We start from the raw sequence: 21,926 nt of genomic DNA on the forward strand, positions 1-21,926 counted from the left end.
AAACCACCCCAACGACCGACGGCTGCCTGATGCAGCCGCCCGCCAGAACCCGACTTTCCGCAAGACGATGGACGACGACACCCAAGCCCCCCAGGCCCTCGCCGAGCCCGAGGACCCGAACAGCCTGACCCTGGCCGACTACGCCCAGACCGCTTACCTCGAATACGCCCTGAGCGTGGTCAAGGGCCGCGCGCTGCCCGACGTGTGCGACGGCCAGAAGCCGGTGCAGCGCCGCATCCTGTACTCGATGTCGCGCATGGGCCTGGGCTTTGGCGGTGCCAACGGCACCGTCGGCGCCAAGCCGGTGAAGAGCGCGCGCGTGGTCGGCGACGTGCTCGGCCGCTTCCACCCGCATGGCGACCAGGCTGCCTACGACGCGCTGGTGCGCATGGCGCAGGACTTCGCCCAGCGCTACCCGCTGATCGACGGCCAGGGCAACTTCGGCAGCCGCGACGGCGACGGCGCGGCGGCCATGCGCTACACCGAGGCGCGGCTGGCGCGCATCACCTCGCTGCTGCTGGACGAGATCGACGAGGGCACGGTGGACTTCGTGCCCAACTACGACGGCTCCACCGACGAGCCGCGCCAGCTGCCGGCGCGCCTGCCCTTCGTGTTGCTCAATGGCGCCAGCGGCATCGCCGTGGGCCTGGCCACCGAGATCCCCAGCCACAACCTGCGCGAGGTGGCCGACGCCTGCGTGGCCCTGATCAAGGCCGGCGGCCAGCTCAGCGACGAGGAGCTGTTCGCCCTCATCCCCGGCCCCGACTACCCCGGCGGCGCGCAGATCATCAGCAGCGCGGCCGACATCGCCGACGCCTACCGCACCGGCCGCGGTTCGCTCAAGGTGCGCGCCCGCTGGAAGATCGAGGAACTGGCCCGCGGCCAGTGGCAGGTGGTGGTCACCGAGCTGCCGCCGGGCGTGAGCAACCAGAAGGTGCTCGAAGAGATCGAGGAGCTGACCAACCCCAAGGTCAAGGCCGGTAAGAAGGCGCTGACCACCGAGCAGCAGCAGGTCAAGGCCGCGCTGCTGGCCGTGCTGGACGCCGTGCGCGACGAGTCCAGCAAGGACGCGCCGGTGCGCCTGGTCTTCGAGCCCAAGACCTCGCGCATTCCGCAGGAAGAGTTCATCGCCACGCTGCTGGCGCAGACCTCGCTGGAAACCTCGTCGTCCATCAACCTCACGCAGGTGGGCCTGGACGGCAAGCCGACGCAGAAGTCGCTGCGCCAGATGCTGGAAGAGTGGATCGCTTTCCGCGCCCGCACGGTCGAGCGGCGCTCGCGCTACCGGCTCGACAAGGTGCTGGACCGCATCCACATCCTCGAAGGCCGGCAGCTGGTGCTGCTCAACATCGACGAGGTGATCGCGATCATCCGCGCCGCCGAGGATCCGAAGGCCGCGCTCATCGCCCGCTTCAACCTCAGCGACCGGCAGGCCGAGGACATCCTCGAGATCCGCCTGCGCCAGCTGGCCCGGCTCGAAGCCATCAAGATCGAGCAGGAGCTGGCCAAGCTGCGCGACGAGCAGAAGAAGCTCGAAGAGATCCTGGGCAGCCCGGCCGCGCTGCGCCGCCTGCTGGTCAAGGAGATCGAGCACGACGCCAAGACCTTCGAGGACCCGCGCCGCACGCTCATCCAGGCCGACAAGCGCGCCGTGGCCGAGGTCAAGGTGCTGGACGAGCCGGTGACGGTGATCGTGTCGCAGAAGGGCTGGGTGCGCACGCAGAAGGGCTGGAATCCGGAGAAGGCGGACTACACCTTCAAGGCCGGCGACAGCCTGTACGGCGCCTTCGAATGCCGCACGGTGGACACGCTGCTGGTCTTCGGCACCGCCAAGGGCGGCTCGGTGCGCGTCTACACCGTGCCGGTGGCCAGCCTGCCGGGCGGGCGCGGCGATGGGCAGCCCGTCACCACCATGATCGAGCTGGAGGCCGGCACGCAGGTGTCGCACTTCTTTGCCGGTCCGCCGACGGCGCAGCTGCTGCTGTCGAGCACTGGCGGTTTCGGCTTCATCGCCGCCATCGAGCACATGATGTCGCGGCACCGCAGCGGCAAGGCCTTCATGGACGTGGCCGAGGGCGACCAGCTGTGCCGCCCCAGCCTGGTGGGCGGCGCGGCGGGCACCGAGCCGCTGCCCGCTGCCACCCATGTGTGCTGCGTGGCGAGCGACCGGCAGATCCTGACCTTCGACATTGCCGAATTGAAGCTGCTGCCCAAGGGCGGCCGCGGCCTCACGCTGATGGACCTCGCGCCCAAGGCGCGCCTCGCGGGCGCGGCGGCCTACACCCGCAGCATCCGCATCGAAGGCGACTTCCGCGGCAAGCGGCGCGACGAGCAGCTGGACATCCGAACGCTCAACAACGCGGGCGGCACGCGTGGCCGCAAGGGCAAGCCGGGTTCGTTCACCTTTACGCCCGACTGGGTCCAAAGGGTGCTGTGATGGGTGGCATCGACTTCAGCACCCTCGGCCTGGTGCTCGGCGCCGTGGCCGGCCTCGTGAGTTTCTGGCTAGGTCGCAAGCTCAGCGCACGGCGGCGCGAGCGCAAGCGGGAGAAGGAAGAAGCCGCACGCCGAGCGACGGAGACACGTCAGCAACGTCGGGCACGGGAACGGCGGGCAAGACCTCGCTGAGGCTGCGCGCCATCGCCAGCAGCGTGTCGCCGAAGCCGCCACGCGCACGCGCCTGCGGGCGGGCACTGGTCCACACGCGGGGCAGGGCGCTCCAGGCGATGCGGGCGCCGGTGCGCGCCAGCGCGTCGACCAGCGCCACGTCCTCGCTGCAGCGCAGCGGCGCAAAGCCGCCAGCGCGCCGGTAGGCCTCGGCACTCACGCCCAGGTTGGCGCCATGGATGTGGCGGTGACCGTCGGCGTCGCGGTAGTGGTGGTCGAAGTGGGCCTGCAGCCGGTCGGCCAGGGGGCCGTGCGCCGACCAGTCGTCCACGGCCACGCTGCCGCACACGGCATCGGCCTGCAGCGTCAGTTGCGCGGCCAGCCAGCGCGCATCGACGCGCGTGTCCGCGTCAGTGAAGGCCAGCCAGCGCGCGCCGGCCGCCAGCAGCCAGTCGGCGCCTGTGGCTCGCGCCGTGCCGACGTTGCGCGCCTCGATGGGCAGCGTCCAGGCGCCGGCATGGCGGGCCAGCCGCGCGGTGCCGTCGGCACAGGCGTCCAGCACCACCACCACCCGCACCGCCTCACCCTGCAGGTCCGGATGGGCCGCCGCGACGCGCACGGCGGCCAGCGTGGCGGCGATGTGGGCCTCCTCGTCATGGGCCGGGATGGCCACGCCGATCAACGCACGCCCTCCTGCTGCGCCACGGAGCGGCGCTCGCGCTGCCATACGTGCAGCAGGAAGTCGTCTTCCTCGTGTCGTACGACGCGGTACAAGCCCAGTCCTTCCAGCACGCGGTGCACTTCGGCGGTGGCGGTGCGGCGGCCCTCGAAGTCCGGCCGCCAGTCGCAGGCCACCAGCACGCCGTCGGGCGCCAGCGTGGCGGTGCAGCAGTGCGCCACGCGGGCCACGTCGATGCGGGGCAGAAAGTAGCTCACTTCGCTGAGCACGATGAGGTCGAAACGCTCGGCCGCCGGCCAGTCCTGCGGCAGCGTGCGCTGTTCGACCCGCACATGGGGCTGGCCGGACAGGCGCCGGGCGGCCGTGACCACCGCGCGGGGATGGAAGTCGCTGCACAACAGGGCGTCGCAACGCGTGGCGAGTGCGGCGCTCAGCTCCGCGGCACCGCAGCCGGGTTCGTAGGCGCGTCGGAAGCGCGGGCGGGGCAGGGCGGCCAGCAGCACGTCGCGCTTGCGCCGCTCGTACCAGCGGGTGCGCAGGCCGTAGGGGTCGTCCTGATGCGCATAGATGCCGTCGAAATAGCGCTGCCCGCTATCGGGGTGATCGGCGGCGGGATGGGCATGGAAGGAGGACATCACAAGCGGCTTTCCGGACTCTCAGGGCAGGAAGAACACCTCGAAGGGACGATCGGCGCGCGCCACGGTCGTGGCGCGCAGCACAGGCTCGGCGCCGGTGCTCGGGTCGGGCGCCAACTGGCTCGCGAAGGCGCGCATGGCCGCCTGCTTGCGGCGGGCGATGGCGGCCGGAAGAGGCAGGCGCTGCGCGCGCGCCCAGGGCATGCGCGCGTCACCCGGGCGGGCCCAGTGCCAGGCCCACACGGGTGCCTGCAGGCAGCGGGCGCCCACGGCGCGGGCCGCCTGCGCGGCGGCACGGCCAGTGGCTTCGTGGTCGGGATGGCCGTCGAACTGCCAGGTGGTGATCACCACGTCGCGCGGACGCAGCACCGCCTGCAGCTGGCGGGCGAGTTCCGCCTCCTGCGCGGCGAGCCCGCCGTCGGGCAGGCCCAGGCGCACCAGCGCCTGCGGATGCGCGCCCAGGGCCGCCAGCGCGGCCAGCGTCTCGCGCGGGCGCTCCGCGGCCAGGCGCTCGGCCGGCCACAGGCGCGAGGCCGGGTGACTGGCCGCCCCATCGGTGACGGCCACCAGCGCGATGGAGCGCCCGATCTGCGTCGCCAGCGCCAGCAGGCCGCCCGCGGCCAGCACTTCGTCGTCGGGATGCGGTGCCACCACCACGGCCCGGGCATCGGCCGGCACCAGGTCGCTGAACTGCGCGAAGGGCACGGCCGCGAGGCGGCTGCAGCGCGCCCATTGCCATTCGGGCGTGCCTTCGCCCGGGCCGATATGGCGCGTGGCAGGCGGCTCGGCCAGGACGGCGCCGTTCACAGCGCGCACCAGCCGCCGAAGGCGGCAGGCGTCCCGTCGTCAGCCAAAAGGGCCAGCATGCCAAGCCCGGCTTCGTCGCGCTCGGCATGGCTCTGGCGCATGAACACGGGCAGGTCCGCCATCAGGCGCGCCAGGCGCGCGTCGGTGCACAGCGGGCCTGCGCCCAGCGCGCGGCCTGCGTGCTGCATCACCGTGCTCGCCGCATACTCGACGGCAAGCCGTGCGCGCAGGGCCGTGGCCTGGGCGTCGTCGGTGGGATGGGTGTCGATCCAGGAAGCGCTTTCGCGCAGCAGCGCCGCGCAGGCGCACAGCAGCGCTTCGGCCGCGCCCAGATGCGCCTGCTGGTGCGCGTTGGGCCGGCCCTGGCGCAGGTGCTTGCGCATGCGCGCCGCCACGGTGGCCGCGGCACCCCACCAGCAGGCGGCTATGCCCGCGCCGCCATGCCAGAAACCGGGCCGGTTCACGTAGTCGCCCGGCGCGCCCACGGGCGTGGCGAGCACGCCGTCGAAATTTACCTGGGCCGTGTCCGTCGGGCCCATGCCCACGGCGTGCCAGTGCTGGCTGCCGATGGTCACGCCCGGGGCGTGCATCTCCACGGCCGCGAGCCCGGGCTGGCCGTCGTCGTACCAGCCGCTCACCAGCGCATGGGTGAGCTGCCGGGCGCCCGAGCACCAAGCCTTGGGCCCGTGCAGCCGCAACTGGCCGCCCGGCGCCTGTTCGAAGCGCAGCCGGGCGCTGGGGGGCTCGGCGCACCAAGTGCCCCACAGGCTGCCTTCGGGGCGGGGTGGACCGCGCAGCTCGTCCAGGATGGCGAGCGCGTCGGTGTGGCCTTCGTACAGCTTGGCGAGATTGAGGTCGTGGCCTGCCACGGCCGCCAGCCATTGCCAGCGCAGCAGCGTGCTGCCATGGCCGGGCAGGGGCAGTGCGTCCAGCCCTTGGCCGACCAGATGGTCCAGTGTCAATGCAGCGGTGCCCGAGTCTTCTACCAGCCGGCTGAGTACCCGCTCGGGCGGTTCTGCCAGAGGCGACGATGAGAAGAGCGCAGCGGTCATTGGAAAAGACATTACGTGCGTAGCGGTCGGCGGGCGGTCGGTCCGCGCGGGCGGCGCTGGTCGGTGCGGGTGCGCTGGCGGTGTAGGCGCGCGTGCGGTCGGGCTGCCCGCCTCAGTGCCGGCCGGTGCGCGGGCGGGCAACCTCGCACAATGGCGGGCTGCGACTTTTTCTCGTCGCCCTGCATCCCATTGGAGATCCTCCGCATGAACCCCCTTCGCCTCGGCATGATCGGCATCGGCCTGATGGGCCACGGCATTGCCACCAACCTGGTGAAGCACGGCCACCAGCTCACCATGCTGGAGCACCCGGGCAACCAGCCCCTCGATGCCCTGCTGGCCACCGGCGCCCGCACGGCGGCCACGCCCGCCGCGCTGGTGGCCGACGCCGACTACGTCATCCTCTGCGTGACCGGCTCGCCGCAGGTCGAGGCCGTGCTCGTCGGCGACGGCGGCCTGCTCAAGGCCATCAAGCCCGGCACGGTCATCATCGACTGCTCCACCTCCATCCCCGATTCGACGCTTCGCATGGCCAAGGCCGTGCAGCAGGCCGGCGGCCGCTTCCTGGACGCGCCCATGACCCGCACGCCCAAGGAAGCGGCCGAAGGCCGGCTCAACCTGCTGGTGGGCGGCGACGCGGCGCTGTTCGACGAATGCCGGCCGCTGCTGGCCTGCTTTGCCGAGAACATCACGCACGCCGGCGGCGTGGGTGCCGGCCACGGCATGAAGCTGCTGCACAACTACGTCTCGCTGGGCTCGGTGGCGCTGATCGCCGAAGCTGCCGCCTGCGCGCGGCGTGCAGGTGTGTCGGCCGACGTCTTCGTCGACGTGCTCGCCAAGGGCGGCGGCGGTGGCGTGGCGCTGGAGCGGCTCAAGCCCTTCATCCTGAACAGCGACGCCAGCGGCCTGCGCTTTGCCATGTCCAACGCGCAGAAAGACCTGGGCTACTACACCCAGATGGCCCACGGCTTCGACGCTGCGCAGCGCATTGCCGAGGCCGTGTATGGCACCTATGCCGGCGCCGTGGAGCAGGGCGGCGTGCAGCGCCTGGTGCCCGAACTGGTGGCCTTGCTGGCGGAGTCTGGCGGCAAGGCACGCTGAGCTGTCTGCAGCATCGGAAACGGCCAGAAAACGCTATATACTGCGAGGCTCTTCGGAACTGCAGCAGGCGCTCGCCGCCTCACCTGTACCGAAGGTCTCCCAGCGGCGCGATAGCAAAGCGGTTATGCCCCGGATTGCAAATCCGGTCAGTCCGGTTCGACTCCGGATCGCGCCTCCACCCCACACCCTCGTCGACGCTCCTGCTATCGTCCGCCCACGCCGCCCGGATGGTGAAATTGGTAGACACAGCGGACTTAAAATCCGTCGCCGTTGAAAGACGGCATACCGGTTCGACCCCGGTTCCGGGCACCACCTTCACACAGAACAGGGAGCTGCTCATGCCTCGCTACAACGCTCCATTCGAAATCCATGTGCACGGCGATGTGCCCATGCGCGCGGATGTCACCTACGCCCAGATCCAGGAAGCGCTCAAGCCCCTGTGGACGTACGCCGGCGCCAAGTCCCTGGCCGACGGCGCCACCAGCGCCTACGAAGAAGAGCCCGGCATCCGCTTCGACGCCAAGGAGCGCATGCTCCAGGTCTGCTGGACCATCACCGGCGACGAAGACTTTCGCCAGGCCCTCGACGAGATGTGCATGGCCCTGAACGAACTGACCGAGCAGGGCGCCGCCATCGAGGTGAGCTTCTACGACACCGAGTTCGACGAAGAGGAAGACGGCGACCCCGAGGCCGATTCCCGCGACGACTTCGTCATGCTCTTCGTGGGCCCCAACCCCGCCGCCATCATGCAGGTGCAGCGCGACCTGCTGGTGGAAGACGTGGTGCACCTCATGGAGCGCCACTTCGACGGCGCCGAACTCGGCGGCGTGGTTGCCGAGATCGACAAGCTCTTCAGCGATCGCTTCGACGCCCTGGTCAATTCGCTCGAAATCGGCCGCCCGCCCCGCGGCGGTGGCAGCAGCGGTGGCCCCGGTGCCGGTGGCCATGGCGGTGGACGCCGGCCGCGCCACCTGCACTGAGTCTTCGCGTCAGCGCCTCCGATGCCCGCCCTGGCGGGCATCGTCGTTTCTGTCGCAGCGCGCCGCTATCCTGGGCCTCCGCCCACACTCCTGCGCGCGCCGCCATGCCCCTCTTTCCTTCCTCCGCCCTCCGCCCTGGCGTGCGCAAGCGCGAAGTGCTGGCCTGGGCCATGTACGACTTCGCCAACTCGGGCTACACCACCGTCGTCATCACGGCCGTGTATGCCGCGTACTTCGTCGGCGGCATCGCGGGCGGTGCGCCCTGGGCCACGCTGGCCTGGACCTCGGCGCTGAGCCTGTCGTATGCGGTGGTCATGCTCACCATGCCGGCCATTGGCGCCTGGGCCGACCGGCGCGCCGCCAAGAAGCGGGTGCTCATGCTCAGCACCGCCGCCTGCGTGCTCAGCACCGCGGCCCTGGCCCTGACGCCCACGGTGCATGGCGCGGCCGGCGTGGCGGTGGCGATGCTGCTGGTGGCCGTGTCCAACACCTTCTACTCGTACGGCGAATCGCTCACCGGCGCCTTCCTGCCCGAGCTGGCCACGGCCGAGGGCATGGGCAAGGTCAGCGGCTGGGGCTGGGCCTTCGGCTACGTGGGCGGCATGCTCACGCTCGGCCTGTGCCTGGGCTATGTGCTGTGGGCGCAGGCGCGCGGGGTGCCTGCGGCGCAGTTCGTGCCTGTCACGCTGCTGGTGACCGCGGGCGTGTACGCACTGGCCGCCTGCGCCACCTTTGCGGGGTTGCGCGAGCGGGCGCAGCCCCAGTCCGACCGCGGCATCGGCGCGTGGCGGCAATTGCGCCACACCTTCGCGCAGGCGCGGCAGTACCGCGACTTCATGTGGCTGCTGGCCTGCACGGTCTGCTACCAGGGCGGCGTGGCCGTGGCCATTGCGCTGGCGGCCATCTATGCCGAGCAGGTGATCGGCTTCAAGACGCAGGAGACGATGGCCCTGATCTTCGTGCTCAACATCGCCGCCGCGGCAGGCGCTTTCGGCCTTGGCTACCTGCAGGACAGGCTGGGCCACCGGCCCACGCTGGCGATCACGCTGGTCGCGTGGATCGCCGTCTGCGTGCTGGCGGCGCTGGCGCAGGGCAAGGGGCTGTTCTGGGTGGCGGCCACCATCGCGGGGCTGGCCATGGGCGCCAGCCAGTCGGCCGGGCGCGCCATGACGGGCGTGCTGGCGCCGCAGGCCCAACTGGCGGAGTTCTTCGGGCTGTGGACCTTCGCCACGCGCCTGGCCAGCATCGTCGGGCCACTGTCGTACGGGGCCATCACCTGGGCCGCGGGCGGCAACCAGCGGGTGGCCATCATGGCGACGACGGTGCTGTTCGTGGGTGGGCTGGTGCTGCTGCTGCCCATCGACATGCGGCGGGGCAGGGCGGCTGCGCTTGGCGCCTCAGGGCGCGCGCAGTGAGGGCGGGATCGGGTAGCGCCCGTCCCGCGCCTTGAGCATCACCGAGGTGTAGCGCGGCGCTGCGGCACGCTCGGCGCACTGGCCGTTCTCGTCGACCGCCATCTGCCGCACCACCAGGCTGCGCCGCACCAGCAACTCGGCCCAGGCGCCGGCGGGTCGCGCGGGCGGCGGCTGGGTGGTGAGCTGCGTGCGGACCTCCTCGAAGCGGCCGTGGCAGCTCAAGTCCCACTCGCCGCTGTCGCGCTGCATCACCAGCTCGTCCAGCACCGGGCGGATCGTCTTGCCCTGCACGACGAAAAGCCGCAGCGTCTCGACGCTGTACGGCCGGGCCGGATCGTCGCCCCGGTACAGCACGCGCAGGCCAAAGGCGCGCTCGCCGCTCGCCAGCACATAGCGGCCCATGTCCAGCCGCAGTTCCTGAATGCGAAGGCGTGCGTCTTCCACCAGCAGCTCCGGCAGAAAAAGCCGCGCCGCCACCGTGTCGCGCTCGGTATTGCCGTTGTCCGGCCTCTGCACCAACAGCAGCTCGACGTCAAGGGTGCGGGCCCCCTTGTCGCTGACACCGTTTTGAAGTGGCAACGCAACTATCGTCTTGCTGACAAATGTGGAGAAACTCTTGCAGGCCGTTAACGAATGATCGATTACACGTAGGGGATGCAGTTTCGCTTGCATCCGTTCAGCCAAACCCGTGTCACACGCTGCTGTTGCCATAGCAGGTGCGCACAGGAATGTCACCACCAGAAACAACGTCAAAAACCTTTGCACCATCTCGTATCATCGCCGCGCCAGAGTGGCGCATCGGCGCACCAAGCCGGCTTCAGCTGCTGACTGCGGTCGAGCCCATCAGCCAACGTCGAACCGCCCGATGCAAATTTTCACAGTCTCCACTGCTGAGCAGCGCCAAGCCGCCGGGTCCGTCCGCGCGGGCCAGTCCGGCCGCATCCAGCAGACGAACAGTGTGACGAGCGACAGGTTCCCCGGTTTCCACAAAACGAACATCACTCCCTGCCAGCCCGGCCATCAGGCCCTGGGCGAAGGGGTAGTGCGTGCAACCGAGGACGACGACGTCGGCTTGACCTTCATCAATTCCGAGCGGTCCAGCCTCGGCGATGTAGCGGGTGCACAGGGCGCGGATGGCGGCCTGGTCGTCCTGCTCGATGGCATCGGCCAGCCCGTCGCAGGGCACCGGGCGCACCTCGTGCCCCGGGCCGGCCACGCGCTCCACCAGCGCGCCGAACTTGGCGCTGGCCAGCGTGCCGCGCGTGGCCAGCACCGCCACCCGGCCGGTGCGCGAAACAGCCAGCGCCGGCTTGAGGGCCGGCTCCACCCCCACGATCGGCATACCGGGCCAGGCCGCGCGCAGCAGGTGGATCGCCGCCGCGGTGGCCGTGTTGCAGGCCACCACCAGCGCCTTGACGCCATGCTCGCGCACCAGCTGGCCGGCCACCTGCAGCGTGCGCTCGGCCACGAAGGCATCGCCCCGCTCGCCGTAGGGCGCGTACGCCGTGTCGGCGTAGTAGACGAAGCGCTCGTGCGGCAGCCGCGCCTGCAGGGCCGCCAGCACGCTCAGGCCGCCCACGCCGCTGTCGAAGACGCCCACCGGCGCGCAGAGGCTCATGGCTCAGGCCGAGGCCACCTCGATGCCCTTGAACTCGCCCGTGGCGATGCGCTTGCTCCACTCGGCCGGGCCGGTGATGTGCGCGCTGGTGCCGCCGGCGTCCACGGCCACCGTCACGGGCATGTCGACCACGTCGAACTCGTAGATGGCTTCCATGCCCAGGTCTTCGAAGCCCACCACCTTGGCCTGCTTGATGGCCTTGCTCACCAGGTAGGCGGCGCCGCCCACGGCCATCAGGTACGCGCTTTTGTGCTTCTGGATGGCCTCGATGGCCACCGGGCCGCGCTCGGCCTTGCCGATCATGGCGATCAGGCCCGTCTGGGCCAGCATCATCTCGGTGAAGCCGTCCATGCGCGTGGCGGTCGTCGGGCCCGCGGGGCCCACGGCCTCGTCGCCCACCGGATCGACCGGGCCCACGTAGTAGATGACGCGGTTGGTGAAGTCCACCGGCAGCTTCTCGCCCTTGGCCAGCATGCCCTGGATGCGCTTGTGCGCGGCATCGCGGCCCGTCAGCATCTTGCCGTTGAGCAGCAGCGTGTCGCCTGGCTTCCAACTGGCCACGACTTCGGGCGTGAGGGTGTTCAGGTCGACCCGCTTGCTCTTGTTGTAGTCGGGCGCCCAGTCGATCTTGGGCCACAGGTCGAGCGAGGGCGGATCGATGTACGCCGGGCCCGAGCCGTCGAGCACGAAGTGCGCATGGCGCGTGGCCGCACAGTTGGGAATCATCGCCACCGGCTTGCTGGCCGCGTGCGTGGGGTACATCTTGATCTTGACGTCCAGCACCGTCGCCAGGCCGCCCAGGCCCTGCGCGCCGATGCCCAGGGCGTTGACCTTCTCGTACAGCTCCAGGCGCAGCTCTTCGACCTGCGTGAGCGCCTCGCCGCGGGCCGACTTGGCCTGCAGCTCGTGCATGTCGAGGCTGTCCATCAGGCTCTCTTTGGCCATCAGCACCGCCTTCTCGGCCGTGCCGCCGATGCCGATGCCCAGCATGCCGGGCGGGCACCAGCCGGCGCCCATGGTGGGCACCGTCTTCAGCACCCAGTCGACCACGCTGTCGCCCGGGTTGAGCATGACCATCTTGCTCTTGTTCCCGCTGCCGCCGCCCTTGGCCGCCACCGTCACATCGACGGTGTTGCCCGGAACGATCTCCGTGAAGATCACGGCCGGCGTGTTGTCTTTGGTGTTCTTGCGGGCGAACTGCGGATCGGCCACCACCGAGGCGCGCAGCATGTTGTCGGGGTGGTTGTAGCCGCGGCGCACGCCTTCGTTGATGGCGTCGTCGAGGCTGCCCGTAAAGCCTTCCCAACGCACGTCCATCCCCACCTTAAGAAAAACGTTCACGATGCCCGTGTCCTGGCAAATGGGACGGTGGCCGGTGGCGCTCATCTTGCTATTGGTGAGTATCTGGGCCATCGCGTCCTTGGCCGCCGCGCTCTGTTCGCGCTCATAGGCCTTGGCCAGATGGGCGATGTAGTCGGCCGGGTGGTAGTAGCTGATGTACTGAAGGGCGGCAGAGATGGAATCGATCAGGTCGTTTTGTCGGATCGTGGTCATGACAGAAGGGGAAAGTACCGTGGGGAACTGCCGATTATCGGGCGAATGTCGGCAGCCTTGCCATGAACAAAGTGAAGAGTGCTGTGCGACCCAGTGCTTCCCAAATGTGCTTCGGCTGAGGCACAAGTCGGCCGCCAGAAGCTAGATATTGCTAAACGAGTAGCTTGACGAACCCAGCTATCACCTACAAAAAATGACCACGCGCATGTTCAGCCTTCCGGCAGACCCGCAGTAAAAAAGAAAAACATTTTATGCAACAGATGCATATGCGCAGTATGCCTGCCCGGTTCGCTGATAGCTTCATCGTTACGCTAACTGGGTGGATTGCCCTCAAAGTACCTGTTTACGACTTTGAGGCAGTAACGACGAATCCGGCGATATTCACCATAGCGAGTGTTGTGGCGGGTTTATTGGCGTACATCACATTTCCAGTGATGGACCTGTATCGTTCATGGCGGGGCTCCCCCTTCAGTTCATTACTTCTCCGAACCACATTGGCGTGGTTAATTGTTTGCACCACTGTTGTAGCGGGGCTCTTCTTTTTGTTGGGAGGAGCTTTTATTTCGAGGCGTTGGGTGGTGAGTTGGCTAATATATGGAATTAGTTCGCTATGGCTCTTTCGCGGCGCCATCAACTATCTCCTAAAAACTGCTCGCCGACGGGGATATAACGCAAAAAAGGTAATTTTGATTGGGTATGGCCCACTCGGGAAACTTGTTCATCGACGTACGCTTCTTTACCCTGACGTAGGTTTTCAAGTCCAGTATGTAATGGATGAGAAAGAGGAAATCATTAACGAAACGGGCGGCCCAGCGAGAATTAGAGAAGTCGCAGAAATCGAGCGGATAGTTCGATCAGGTGCCATTGACGAAATTTGGTTTACTCTTGCCCTCTCGGAGAAAAACAACATGCGGGAAATAATGAGCCGCCTGCGAAACGAATTGATCAAGATTCGTTGGCTTCCTGACCTGTTTTCTCTTCAGATTCTTGATCACAAGCTTGAGGAATTTATGGGAGTACCTGCTGTTCACTTAAATGCCTCTCCATCCCCTGGGGTGCACGGCCTTTTAAAGCAAAGTTTCGACCGGACTTTCGCCGCCGCAGCACTGGCATGTCTGTCGCCAGTTTTTTTAATTATCTCGATTGCGATAAAGGTTACTTCACCAGGTCCTATCTTCTTTCGCCAACCGCGCCAAGGAAAGGGCGGGCGAGAATTCATGATCTACAAATTCAGGACTATGAAAGTTCATGAAGAAAAAGGCGCCGTGACACAAGCAAGAAGAGGCGACTCACGTATCACCAAGGTTGGCGCAGTACTGAGGAAAACGAGCCTAGATGAACTGCCTCAATTTATAAACGTGCTCCTAGGCGACATGTCGGTCGTGGGGCCTCGGCCTCATGCGGTTGAACATAACAGAATATACAGTGAAAGAATAGAAGGATACATGCTCCGCCACCTAGTTAAGCCTGGCATTACCGGATGGGCTCAAATAAACGGATGGCGGGGGGAGACCGACACTCTCGAAAAAATGGAGCGCCGTGTGGAATGCGACATCTTTTACATCAAAAACTGGAGCTTTCTCATGGACATCAAAATTATTTGGAGAACCGCCTTCAGGGGTTGGACCGACCAAAACGCGTACTAACGGATCGTAAAATGAAAATTGCTGTTGCCGGTACAGGCTATGTGGGACTCTCCAACGCAGTTCTTCTGTCGCAGAAAAATACTGTTGTTGCGCTTGATATAAATGAAGAAAAGGTCCGATCAATAAATGAGCGGCGAAGCCCCATCCAAGATGAAGAAATAACTGAATATCTACAGAAAAAGAATTTGAACCTGACTGCGACAATAGATAAATTTGAAGCGTACGCTGATGCGGATTTTGTAATTGTCGCAACTCCCACCGATTACGACCCTATTTCAGACTACTTTAACACCAGCTCGGTAGAGGCCGTCATTTCCGACGTGACGGCAATAGCTCCAAATGCAGTGATTATTATTAAATCTACCGTGCCTGTAGGGTATACACGAAAAATCAGCAAAGATTTTAATAGTAGCAATATCATTTTCTCCCCCGAATTTCTTCGGGAAGGACGAGCTTTGTATGACAATTTATATCCAAGCCGCATAATTGTCGGCGAAATTTCAGATCGCGGTCAGAAATTCGCATCTCTTCTTGCTGAAAGTTCGCTAAAAAAAGACGTCCAAACTTTGCTATTGGATTCCACTGAAGCGGAGGCTGTGAAGCTCTTCTCAAACACATATTTGGCGATGAGGGTTGCCTACTTCAACGAGCTGGACTCGTACGCAGCAACGCACCAACTCGACAGCCGCCAAATAATCAAAGGCGTGTGCTTAGATCCTCGTATCGGGGATCATTACAACAACCCTTCCTTCGGTTATGGTGGCTATTGCCTTCCCAAAGATACGAAACAGCTTCTCGCAAACTACAAGCAAGTTCCCCAGAACCTCATTCACGCAATCGTTCAGTCCAATTCGACGCGTAAAGATTTCATTGCGAGTGATATTCTACGATCAAAGCCGCAATGTGTGGGTATGTTCAGGCTTATCATGAAAGCAGGCTCTGATAATTTTCGAGCTTCAAGCATACAAGGCATAATGAAAAGAATAAAGGCAAAAGGAGTTAAGGTTGTTATATACGAGCCTACCTTAAAAGACAGTACATTTTTTAATTCCGAGGTAATAGACAATTTGGAAGAGTTTAAGAAAATCTCAGACGTGATAGTTACGAATCGCTATTCGAAAGACCTTTCTGACGTGGCAACTAAGATTTACACGCGGGATCTTTTTGGGTCCGATTGAATATTTGCCGCCGCAAAATTGAAGCCTGGAATTTCGTGCTCTTTAAACTAAAAAAACTTGCGGAATCCGCAATTTTCGCGGGGCTTAGCGCCAATGCATTTGGTCAGGCGGCTACATTAATCATACAAGTATTATCCGTCCCCTTATACTTGCATTACTGGTCGTTGGAAAAATACGGTCAGTGGGTTGTCATATCATCAATCCCCATATACATCTCGCTTATGAATTTCGGCGTGACGTCTGTGGCGATGAACAGTATGACGATGCGGGCGGCAAAGGGGGAATATGCCGAAGCTAATCGGATTCTGCAAACAGCTACTACTGCAGTAACTGCTTTTTTCGTTATTTTCTCCGTAATTTATTGGGCTATAGCGGTAGCATTGGGCGGATCGCAAGAGTCTAAAACAGCTCTGTACTTTTTGATTGCAACCGTCATATTGAATCTGAATAGCAGTTTAATTGATGGCGTATTTCGCTCATATAATCGATATGCGACTGGCACAAATCTGTTAACTGCGGGTCGTTTGGTTGAATGGGGCGGATCAATGATTGGGCTCGCCCTTACGAAGCGACTAGATGGCTGTGCAGCTGGTCTGTTTTTAGGAAGAAGCATTTCACTTATTCTTCTCGCATTCACCTGTGGCGCCATGGGTAGAGAATTCCGGTTTGGCTTCGCGGGTGCATCGCTCGACAGATTCAAGGGCCTCGTTGGCACCTCGGTTCAATACATGGCGTTTCCGTTGGGAACGGCTTTTAGTATCCAGGGAGTGAGCCTCGTCGTCGGCATGGCCATAGGCAATGAGGCGGCTGCCATCTACAATTCTTACAGAACAGTATCGAGAATTTCCAACCAACTAATTGGTGCAATCGGTCATACACTGTGGCCACGATTTTCGCGACTGTTTGCAAAGGAGGATTGGAATACATTAGATTCCGAGGTCCGCCGGTGGTCGCTCCGGACACTCATCGCCGTTATGGTGGTTTCAGTCCTCATGCTAGCAATTGCAAAGCCCGTATTTGTACGATGGACGCACGGCAAAATTGACTTCGAATTATCAATAATGGCGATTTTAATATTGGCCTCTGCAATAAATTCTATTGGTAATGTCAGGTATGTCTTGGCGCTGGCCACCAATAAATTTGGAAGCACGCCCGCTCTATTTTTTTCGGCCGCATTGGGACAGCTAGTTCTCTGCTATTTTTTTTGCAGAGCATATGGAATATATGGAGCGCTCGTACCCAGCGTGATCTTTGAAATAGTGGCATTTTATATTTTCTTCCGCAATGCTAATAAAATAGTTATTAGATATGAGCAGTAACAAATTCAAATACTTCCTGTTTACATCTTCTGTTCTGCTGCTACTAACCGCGGGATTCTGGAATTGGATATTTGGATCGAGTGCACTAGCAAGTTGGCGGCAGATGCTAATTGTCTTTTTGTACGCCTATAGCATCAAGCTTTTAAAAACCAGGGGTGATTTATTGATCTATATGTTAATGATCATCGCTCAACTTGTAGGAATATTTTTCAGTGCCCTAAACGGTGTTAGCTTATACGACAGTATATATAACATCTTCTTTTACGCCGCATGGTATCCCTTTTTTCTATTTGCACGAGCGGGTTTTGCGGAAAGACTTTTCTCTAGAAATACACAATTTATCTGTGTATATCTAGCAATCTGCGCTGCTGGTCTATATATCGATTTTAATACAGATATATTTAATGCCCTAACTGTCCGCGACTATGACAATGAATTTCTGGAACAAATCGGTGCAGCAAAGAGAGCTGCGTTTATATTCACCACATCCACGTTTGTGATGTTGATCTTGGGGGGGGTTATATCTGTTTTGCTCACTTACCGGGCAAACGCTAAGACTTTGATCCTTTCCGGAGCAGTCGGCGCCGTAGCTGTTCTATGCAGCGGTAGCCTAAGCGCTAACATCATATTTATGCTGGTCGTCGCAGGGGGATTGCTAAGAGTCGCTCGTCGCTCGCCTCGAGCACTATTAGTTTTCCTCGCCGTGATATTTACTGTCTCCCTATTCGTGAGTACAGAGAGCGTCACGGTGCAGCGCCAGCTTGACCGCATCACTTCCAACGAAGGACGGGAGGAGTCGAATGCTGCGCGAATTGGCTTGTGGCAGTACGCCGTGGATCTTATTTCGACATTCTCAATTCCAGAGCACTTACTTGGAAAAGGACTTGGAACTACAAACAACCGTTTGTCAGGGGGAAGTCTTTATAAGCATGGCGAGTCTTCCTTCTTTCAAGCATATATAGAATTAGGCCTGTTAGGGGTGTTTCTCAGATTTGCCCCGTTCCTTTTGTGGCTCCGATATTGGAGAGCCACGCCGGTAACGTTGAAGTTCTATGGAGTAGGGTTCTTTATTGCGGTACTGGTTGCTCCCACCTACGGGTACGCGACAAACCAGATGATTCTGGGAACGATTCTTGGGATGTGCGCCAAATATGCTAGGACAAATGAGAATTCTACGAAACGTTATCGCCAACGTGACGCTTGGCGTGCTTCCCCCCACTCGACTATTTAAAGTCAAGAGGGTAATTCTAAGGACAATTGGGTTTGAAATTGCTGAGGGTGCTAAATTAACAGGCCGCATACGCTTTTACGGTCGCGGCGAGATCAGCTTCGGCGAAAATTGCTGGATAGGTATCGGATGCACGTTTTATACGGCTGTCGGCGCGGGTGTTGTAATAGAGAAGAACTGCGACATTGCGCCCGAAGTGGTGTTTCACACCGGGACGCATCTGCTCGGCCCCTCTGAGCGGCGCGCCGGAAAGGGGTCTTCTAGTCAAATCGTAGTTGGCGAGGGCTGTTGGCTAGGGTGCAGGGCAACTGTTTTAAGTGGAGTGGTGATTGCTCCCGGATGCATAGTGGCTGCAGGAGCCTGCGTTAATAAAACTGTAGTGGAAAGAGATGTCCTGGTAGCCGGAACTCCGGCCAAAATAAAAAGGAAAATTGATGCGCAGAGCTGAAACTATATTTTTTTTCGCGCCAATATGCGGCTCTAAATATACCGACGTTTCCGCAAAATCGGCAACGCATATCGCCGCAGCGACAAACAAAGTTTTAAACCTTTGCAAATCCGTTAGGACTCAAAAGGTAAGTGCTGTAGTAATTGCTTCGCCTATTACAACCTCGAATAAGGAAAAGATTTTTACTAAACCACACGCGACATTTGAGCGTGGAATCCCGGTCTTCTATTTAAGGACTCTAACAAAAAAAGGGCTCAATAGAATATTCGCTGCATGGGGCTACTTGTTTGCAGCTAAGCGGATTTGTACATGCGAGGGGCGAAAATCAGCAGTATTCTATAATTTTTTTATCGAGTATACACTAGCCCTGATTTTGTTAAAAATAATGGGTATACCGGCATATCTTGATGTAGAAGACGGGCCGAGAGCCGATGAAAAAGATTTTCGAGGTTTTGTTAATAGAGTTTCTTATTGGATTATTTCGCGGCTCACTGTCGATAGAAAACTAGTTGCGTCGAAAAAATTAGCCGAAAAGCTAAAATTTGATGACTACTGCGTAGTTTACGGGGCGGTATCAAGCAATTTAACGCGGGAAAAGAAGGCCAGCGGCGGTATAAAAATACTCTATGGCGGGGCTCTTATGCGCGATACCGGCCTTGATTTGTTTCTAGACGCGCTTAACAATTTAAGCAAATGCACACTACCTAGTAAGCTTACATTCGTAGTTACTGGGTTCGCCGACAGAGATTTAAGTAATATTCCCTTTAATCTCACAAGTAGCAATATAGACGTACATCTGAAGCTAGGATGTTCCAGACAGGAATATCTAGAAGAGTTAAAGACGTCATTTGCCTCTCTCGCTTTAAAGCTACCGTCTACGGAGATGGGAAGTACCACCTACCCGTCAAAAACGCTGGAAGTCGCAGCGGAGGGATTGTTATTGATTTCGACCGACGTTAGCGATGTAGGTGCAGTCTTTACGAGCGGAGTTAACGCGCTCATATTGGAGCGCGAAGACCCCCTTTGTTTGGTACGTGCCATTAAGTCTATATTAGAGCAGCCGAAGCGCTTTGAGGAAATTGCTAGGGCGGGCAGAGATTTAATTATGACGGAGCATTCATACCAGGCGGTGGGCGCTCGACTCTGTCGCTTTTTGAGCTGATTTAGTATGAAGCAGCCTCAGCAGTACATTTTTTGGGAGCCGACGGCCTCCCCTCACAAGAATTGGCTCTATGAAGAGTTCCAATCTCAAGTAGCGCCACGCCGTTGCAAATTTTTCGCTCATAGCGAAATTTCTGCTGGTCGACGCCGCCTTGGATGGCCATCTGTGGAACAGCTATCTCTGCCGTGGACAGTTGCGCCTACGACTGAACTTATCAACGAAGTTGTAGCTACATCACCGGACGCCCTGCATGTCGTCGCCGGATCGTCGGGGCGAAACAAAATAGTCCTTCGAGCTTTGAAAGCGAAGTCGATACCTTTTTTTATCTATGCGGAGCCACGCTGTAGCGACGACGGTAAGGGTTGGCTTCGGTATATGCACTCCATGGTCTTTGAGCGGTGGATTTCTCGAAGGTCAGCCGGCGTCCTAGCAATTGGCATAAACGGGCCGTCTTGGTTCAAACGTGTAGGCTTTCCGGGAGAAAAAATCCACGAGTTCGGATACTTCGTCCCGCTCCCAGAATTTCAGCCAAGAAAAGATCTGGAAGATCGAAAGTTGAGAATATGCTATGTAGGGCGCCTTATAGAAAAAAAGGGCATCCGCGATCTCATTTACGCGACAGAAATGTTAAAAGAGCCGGCTCATCTTTGCGTGATCGGAGAAGGAGAGGATAGGGGCTCTTTAGAGCGCTTGGCGTCAAGCCTAGGAATCGACTGCGAATTTCGTGGAGCCGTTCCCATGAATCGCGTCGGGCAAGAACTTGCGGAAAGCGATGTATTGGTGTTGCCGTCAAGGTCTGACGATGAAGGGTGGGGTGTTGTAGTAAACGAAGCACTTGGTGCAGGCGCAGCGGTGATTGTTTCGAATAAAGCTGGAGCTGCAGCCATGATCAAGGATTCGCGTCTAGGAATGGTTGTGGCACCGTATAGTTCAACCGAAATAGCTGCAGCGATCAGCATGCTCCAAGAATCAGCATTATTCTCTAATGAGGCGAGGGCGTATCGCCATTGCTGGGCCTTGACGAACGCCTCGTGCAAGAGAGCTGCGAAGTTCATGATCTGGGCGTTTACTAGAACTCCTTCGAGAGAAAGGCAGGAAATGTTTTATGGAAGCTAAGAAGAAATTGCGCATTCTTCGTTTGATACCTAGCTTAGATCCAAAACGTGGCGGGCCCGTAAACGGCGCCTCGATGATTGATCGTGAGTTGCTGAAGCTCGGTCACATAGTTCAGGTAGTTACTTTTGGAGATTACGACGAAGGAATTCAGAAGAATTATCCGGCTCCAATTCATTTTCTCGGAAAATCATACTTCAATTATTCCCTTAATTTGTCTGCAATAAGATGGTTGAAGGAGAATGCGGCAAATTTTGACAAAGTCATCGTGAATGGCATCTGGCAATTTCATTCATACGCCGCGTGGGCGGCCTTAAGAAATAGCGGAATCCCTTATTTTGTTTTTACCCACGGTATGCTTGACCCTTGGTTTAAGCGGGCATACCCATTGAAGCATCTGAAAAAATGGCTTTATTGGCCCTGGGCAGACTATCGTGTCCTGCGAGATGCGAGTGCAGTTTTGTTTACCAGTGAGGAAGAAAAAATAAAATCCAGAGAGTCGTTCTGGCTCTATAAAGCGAAAGAGATCGTTGTATCCTATGGAACCTCTGGTCCTCCCGAAAATGACGGAAAGAAATATTCAGAAATCTTTTTCCTGAAATATCCGGACTTGAAAAATAAGAGGCTTGTACTCTTTCTTAGTAGAATACATGAAAAAAAAGGATGCGATCTAATCATTGACGCATTCGAAAAAATATCTAGGTCTTATGACGATGCTCATTTAGTCATGGCCGGGCCCGATGATAGTAATTATGCTAAAGAACTTAAGCAGAAGGTCGAGGCCCTAGGGATCGAAAAGAAAGTTACATGGACTGGGATGTTAGTCGGCGATGAGAAATGGGGTGCGTATTTTTCCTCAGACGTTTTTTGTTTGCCGTCGCACCAAGAGAATTTTGGAATAGTAGTCGCCGAGGCATTGGCGTGCGGTAGACCCGTGCTCATCAGCAATAAGGTGAATATTTGGAAAGAGATCCAAGCCGACGCTTGCGGAATTGTTAATGAAGACACTGCAGAAGGTACATATGCAGGGTTGGCTAAATGGTTTCTAATGAACGACCAAGAGAGGGTAGCTATGGGGCGCAGAGCTAGTGCGACCTTCGTACGAAGATTTGAAATTAAAAGTGTCGCCTCTTCTTTGCTCGCCGTACTACGTTCTAATGGGGATGGTGATCGTGATTCTTGATGCAAAGGAAAGCGGCTCTTTAACTGGAGGACCAAGCTTTTCGATCAAGCATCGCTTGTTTAGAGCTTGTTGGGGAGTGACTTGGCTTGTACTTGCGGCATGGACGCCAGCTCCATTTCACGCTTGGCGGCGGCTGCTTATAAATCTGTTTGGAGGGTCTATTGGGAAAGGTGCCCGGGTCTATGGATCAGCCAAAATATGGTA

The 21,926-nt window shown here is 59.9% G+C and carries 19 protein-coding genes and 2 tRNA genes; 14 read left to right on the forward strand and 7 right to left on the reverse strand.

What is annotated here, in order from left to right; genetic code table 11:
• Nucleotides 1-67 precede the first annotated feature (67 nt).
• Nucleotides 68-2,437: a DNA topoisomerase IV subunit A gene (gene parC / locus ABIC63_RS19555; RefSeq protein WP_354321015.1), complete on the forward strand. Its 2,370-nt coding sequence runs from the start codon at nt 68-70 to the stop codon at nt 2,435-2,437.
• An 81-nt stretch (nt 2,438-2,518) separates the two neighbouring features.
• On the opposite strand, the gene ABIC63_RS19560 is transcribed toward parC, so the two are convergent.
• From ABIC63_RS19560 to ABIC63_RS19575, 4 genes are read right to left on the reverse strand one after another with little or no spacing between them, the layout of a single operon-like run.
• On the reverse strand, nt 2,519-3,289 hold the full coding sequence (locus ABIC63_RS19560; RefSeq protein ID WP_354321016.1) for a glycosyltransferase family 2 protein: 771 nt from the start codon (nt 3,287-3,289) through the stop codon (nt 2,519-2,521).
• On the reverse strand, nt 3,286-3,921 hold the full coding sequence (locus ABIC63_RS19565; protein WP_354321017.1) for a methyltransferase: 636 nt from the start codon (nt 3,919-3,921) through the stop codon (nt 3,286-3,288). Before ABIC63_RS19565 ends, ABIC63_RS19560 begins: the two co-directional genes overlap by 4 nt.
• 21 nt (nt 3,922-3,942) lie before the next feature.
• The gene (locus ABIC63_RS19570; protein WP_354321018.1) at nt 3,943-4,728 is read right to left on the reverse strand and encodes a PIG-L deacetylase family protein; all 786 of its coding nucleotides are present in this window, start codon (nt 4,726-4,728) and stop codon (nt 3,943-3,945) included.
• Nucleotides 4,725-5,780 (reverse strand): acyl-CoA dehydrogenase family protein, encoded by a 1,056-nt coding sequence (locus ABIC63_RS19575; protein WP_354321019.1) that lies wholly within the window; start codon nt 5,778-5,780, stop codon nt 4,725-4,727. Before ABIC63_RS19575 ends, ABIC63_RS19570 begins: the two co-directional genes overlap by 4 nt.
• Before the next feature lie 204 nt (nt 5,781-5,984).
• Between ABIC63_RS19575 and ABIC63_RS19580 the strand changes: the two genes are divergently transcribed.
• The 5 genes from ABIC63_RS19580 (at nt 5,985) to ABIC63_RS19600 (ending at nt 9,273) form a co-directional block, all read left to right on the forward strand.
• Entirely contained in the window at nt 5,985-6,878 is an 894-nt protein-coding gene (locus ABIC63_RS19580; RefSeq protein WP_354321020.1) for an NAD(P)-dependent oxidoreductase, read from the forward strand.
• A gap of 104 nt (nt 6,879-6,982) precedes the next feature.
• Nucleotides 6,983-7,056, forward strand: a tRNA-Cys gene (locus ABIC63_RS19585).
• A gap of 43 nt (nt 7,057-7,099) precedes the next feature.
• Nucleotides 7,100-7,190: transfer RNA gene (locus ABIC63_RS19590), tRNA-Leu, on the forward strand.
• A 26-nt stretch (nt 7,191-7,216) separates the two neighbouring features.
• Entirely contained in the window at nt 7,217-7,858 is a 642-nt protein-coding gene (locus ABIC63_RS19595) for a DUF6806 family protein (RefSeq protein ID WP_294373228.1), read from the forward strand.
• Between the two features lie 104 nt (nt 7,859-7,962).
• The gene (locus ABIC63_RS19600; protein WP_354321021.1) at nt 7,963-9,273 is read left to right on the forward strand and encodes an MFS transporter; all 1,311 of its coding nucleotides are present in this window, start codon (nt 7,963-7,965) and stop codon (nt 9,271-9,273) included.
• On the opposite strand, the gene ABIC63_RS19605 is transcribed toward ABIC63_RS19600, so the two are convergent.
• Genes ABIC63_RS19605 through ABIC63_RS19615 form a run of 3 tightly spaced genes read right to left on the reverse strand, consistent with a single transcriptional unit; the run spans nt 9,256 to nt 12,445 of the window.
• Entirely contained in the window at nt 9,256-10,041 is a 786-nt protein-coding gene (locus ABIC63_RS19605) for a PA3715 family protein (protein WP_502935890.1), read from the reverse strand. The genes ABIC63_RS19600 and ABIC63_RS19605 overlap by 18 nt on opposite strands.
• 49 nt (nt 10,042-10,090) lie before the next feature.
• Nucleotides 10,091-10,891 carry a glutamate racemase gene (gene murI / locus ABIC63_RS19610; RefSeq protein ID WP_354321023.1) on the reverse strand — a complete coding sequence of 267 codons (801 nt, stop codon included), beginning with the start codon at nt 10,889-10,891 and terminating at the stop codon, nt 10,091-10,093.
• 3 nt (nt 10,892-10,894) lie between these two features.
• Complete coding sequence (locus ABIC63_RS19615) at nt 10,895-12,445, reverse strand: fumarate hydratase (RefSeq protein WP_354321024.1); 1,551 nt, start codon at nt 12,443-12,445, stop codon at nt 10,895-10,897.
• A 251-nt stretch (nt 12,446-12,696) separates the two neighbouring features.
• Between ABIC63_RS19615 and ABIC63_RS19620 the strand changes: the two genes are divergently transcribed.
• From ABIC63_RS19620 to ABIC63_RS19655, 8 genes are read left to right on the forward strand one after another with little or no spacing between them, the layout of a single operon-like run.
• The gene (locus tag ABIC63_RS19620) at nt 12,697-14,091 is read left to right on the forward strand and encodes an undecaprenyl-phosphate glucose phosphotransferase (RefSeq protein WP_354321025.1); all 1,395 of its coding nucleotides are present in this window, start codon (nt 12,697-12,699) and stop codon (nt 14,089-14,091) included.
• A gap of 11 nt (nt 14,092-14,102) precedes the next feature.
• Nucleotides 14,103-15,269: a nucleotide sugar dehydrogenase gene (locus tag ABIC63_RS19625; protein ID WP_354321026.1), complete on the forward strand. Its 1,167-nt coding sequence runs from the start codon at nt 14,103-14,105 to the stop codon at nt 15,267-15,269.
• Between the two features lie 35 nt (nt 15,270-15,304).
• Nucleotides 15,305-16,588, forward strand: coding sequence for a lipopolysaccharide biosynthesis protein (locus tag ABIC63_RS19630; RefSeq protein ID WP_354321027.1), 1,284 nt, complete (start codon nt 15,305-15,307; stop codon nt 16,586-16,588).
• Complete coding sequence (locus tag ABIC63_RS19635; protein ID WP_354321028.1) at nt 16,578-17,819, forward strand: O-antigen ligase family protein; 1,242 nt, start codon at nt 16,578-16,580, stop codon at nt 17,817-17,819. The genes ABIC63_RS19630 and ABIC63_RS19635 overlap by 11 nt, the downstream gene beginning before the upstream one ends.
• Nucleotides 17,752-18,264: an acyltransferase gene (locus tag ABIC63_RS19640; protein ID WP_354321029.1), complete on the forward strand. Its 513-nt coding sequence runs from the start codon at nt 17,752-17,754 to the stop codon at nt 18,262-18,264. The genes ABIC63_RS19635 and ABIC63_RS19640 overlap by 68 nt, the downstream gene beginning before the upstream one ends.
• Nucleotides 18,251-19,426 carry a glycosyltransferase family protein gene (locus ABIC63_RS19645; RefSeq protein WP_354321030.1) on the forward strand — a complete coding sequence of 392 codons (1,176 nt, stop codon included), beginning with the start codon at nt 18,251-18,253 and terminating at the stop codon, nt 19,424-19,426. The genes ABIC63_RS19640 and ABIC63_RS19645 overlap by 14 nt, the downstream gene beginning before the upstream one ends.
• A gap of 6 nt (nt 19,427-19,432) precedes the next feature.
• Nucleotides 19,433-20,542: a glycosyltransferase family 4 protein gene (locus ABIC63_RS19650; protein ID WP_354321031.1), complete on the forward strand. Its 1,110-nt coding sequence runs from the start codon at nt 19,433-19,435 to the stop codon at nt 20,540-20,542.
• Nucleotides 20,532-21,722, forward strand: a complete 1,191-nt coding sequence (locus tag ABIC63_RS19655; RefSeq protein ID WP_354321032.1) for a glycosyltransferase — start codon at nt 20,532-20,534, stop codon at nt 21,720-21,722. Before ABIC63_RS19650 ends, ABIC63_RS19655 begins: the two co-directional genes overlap by 11 nt.
• The last annotated feature ends 204 nt before the right edge of the window (nt 21,723-21,926 follow it).

Source organism: Pseudacidovorax sp. 1753, from assembly GCF_040544975.1.
In the GTDB taxonomy this organism is placed as follows: domain Bacteria; phylum Pseudomonadota; class Gammaproteobacteria; order Burkholderiales; family Burkholderiaceae_C; genus Xenophilus.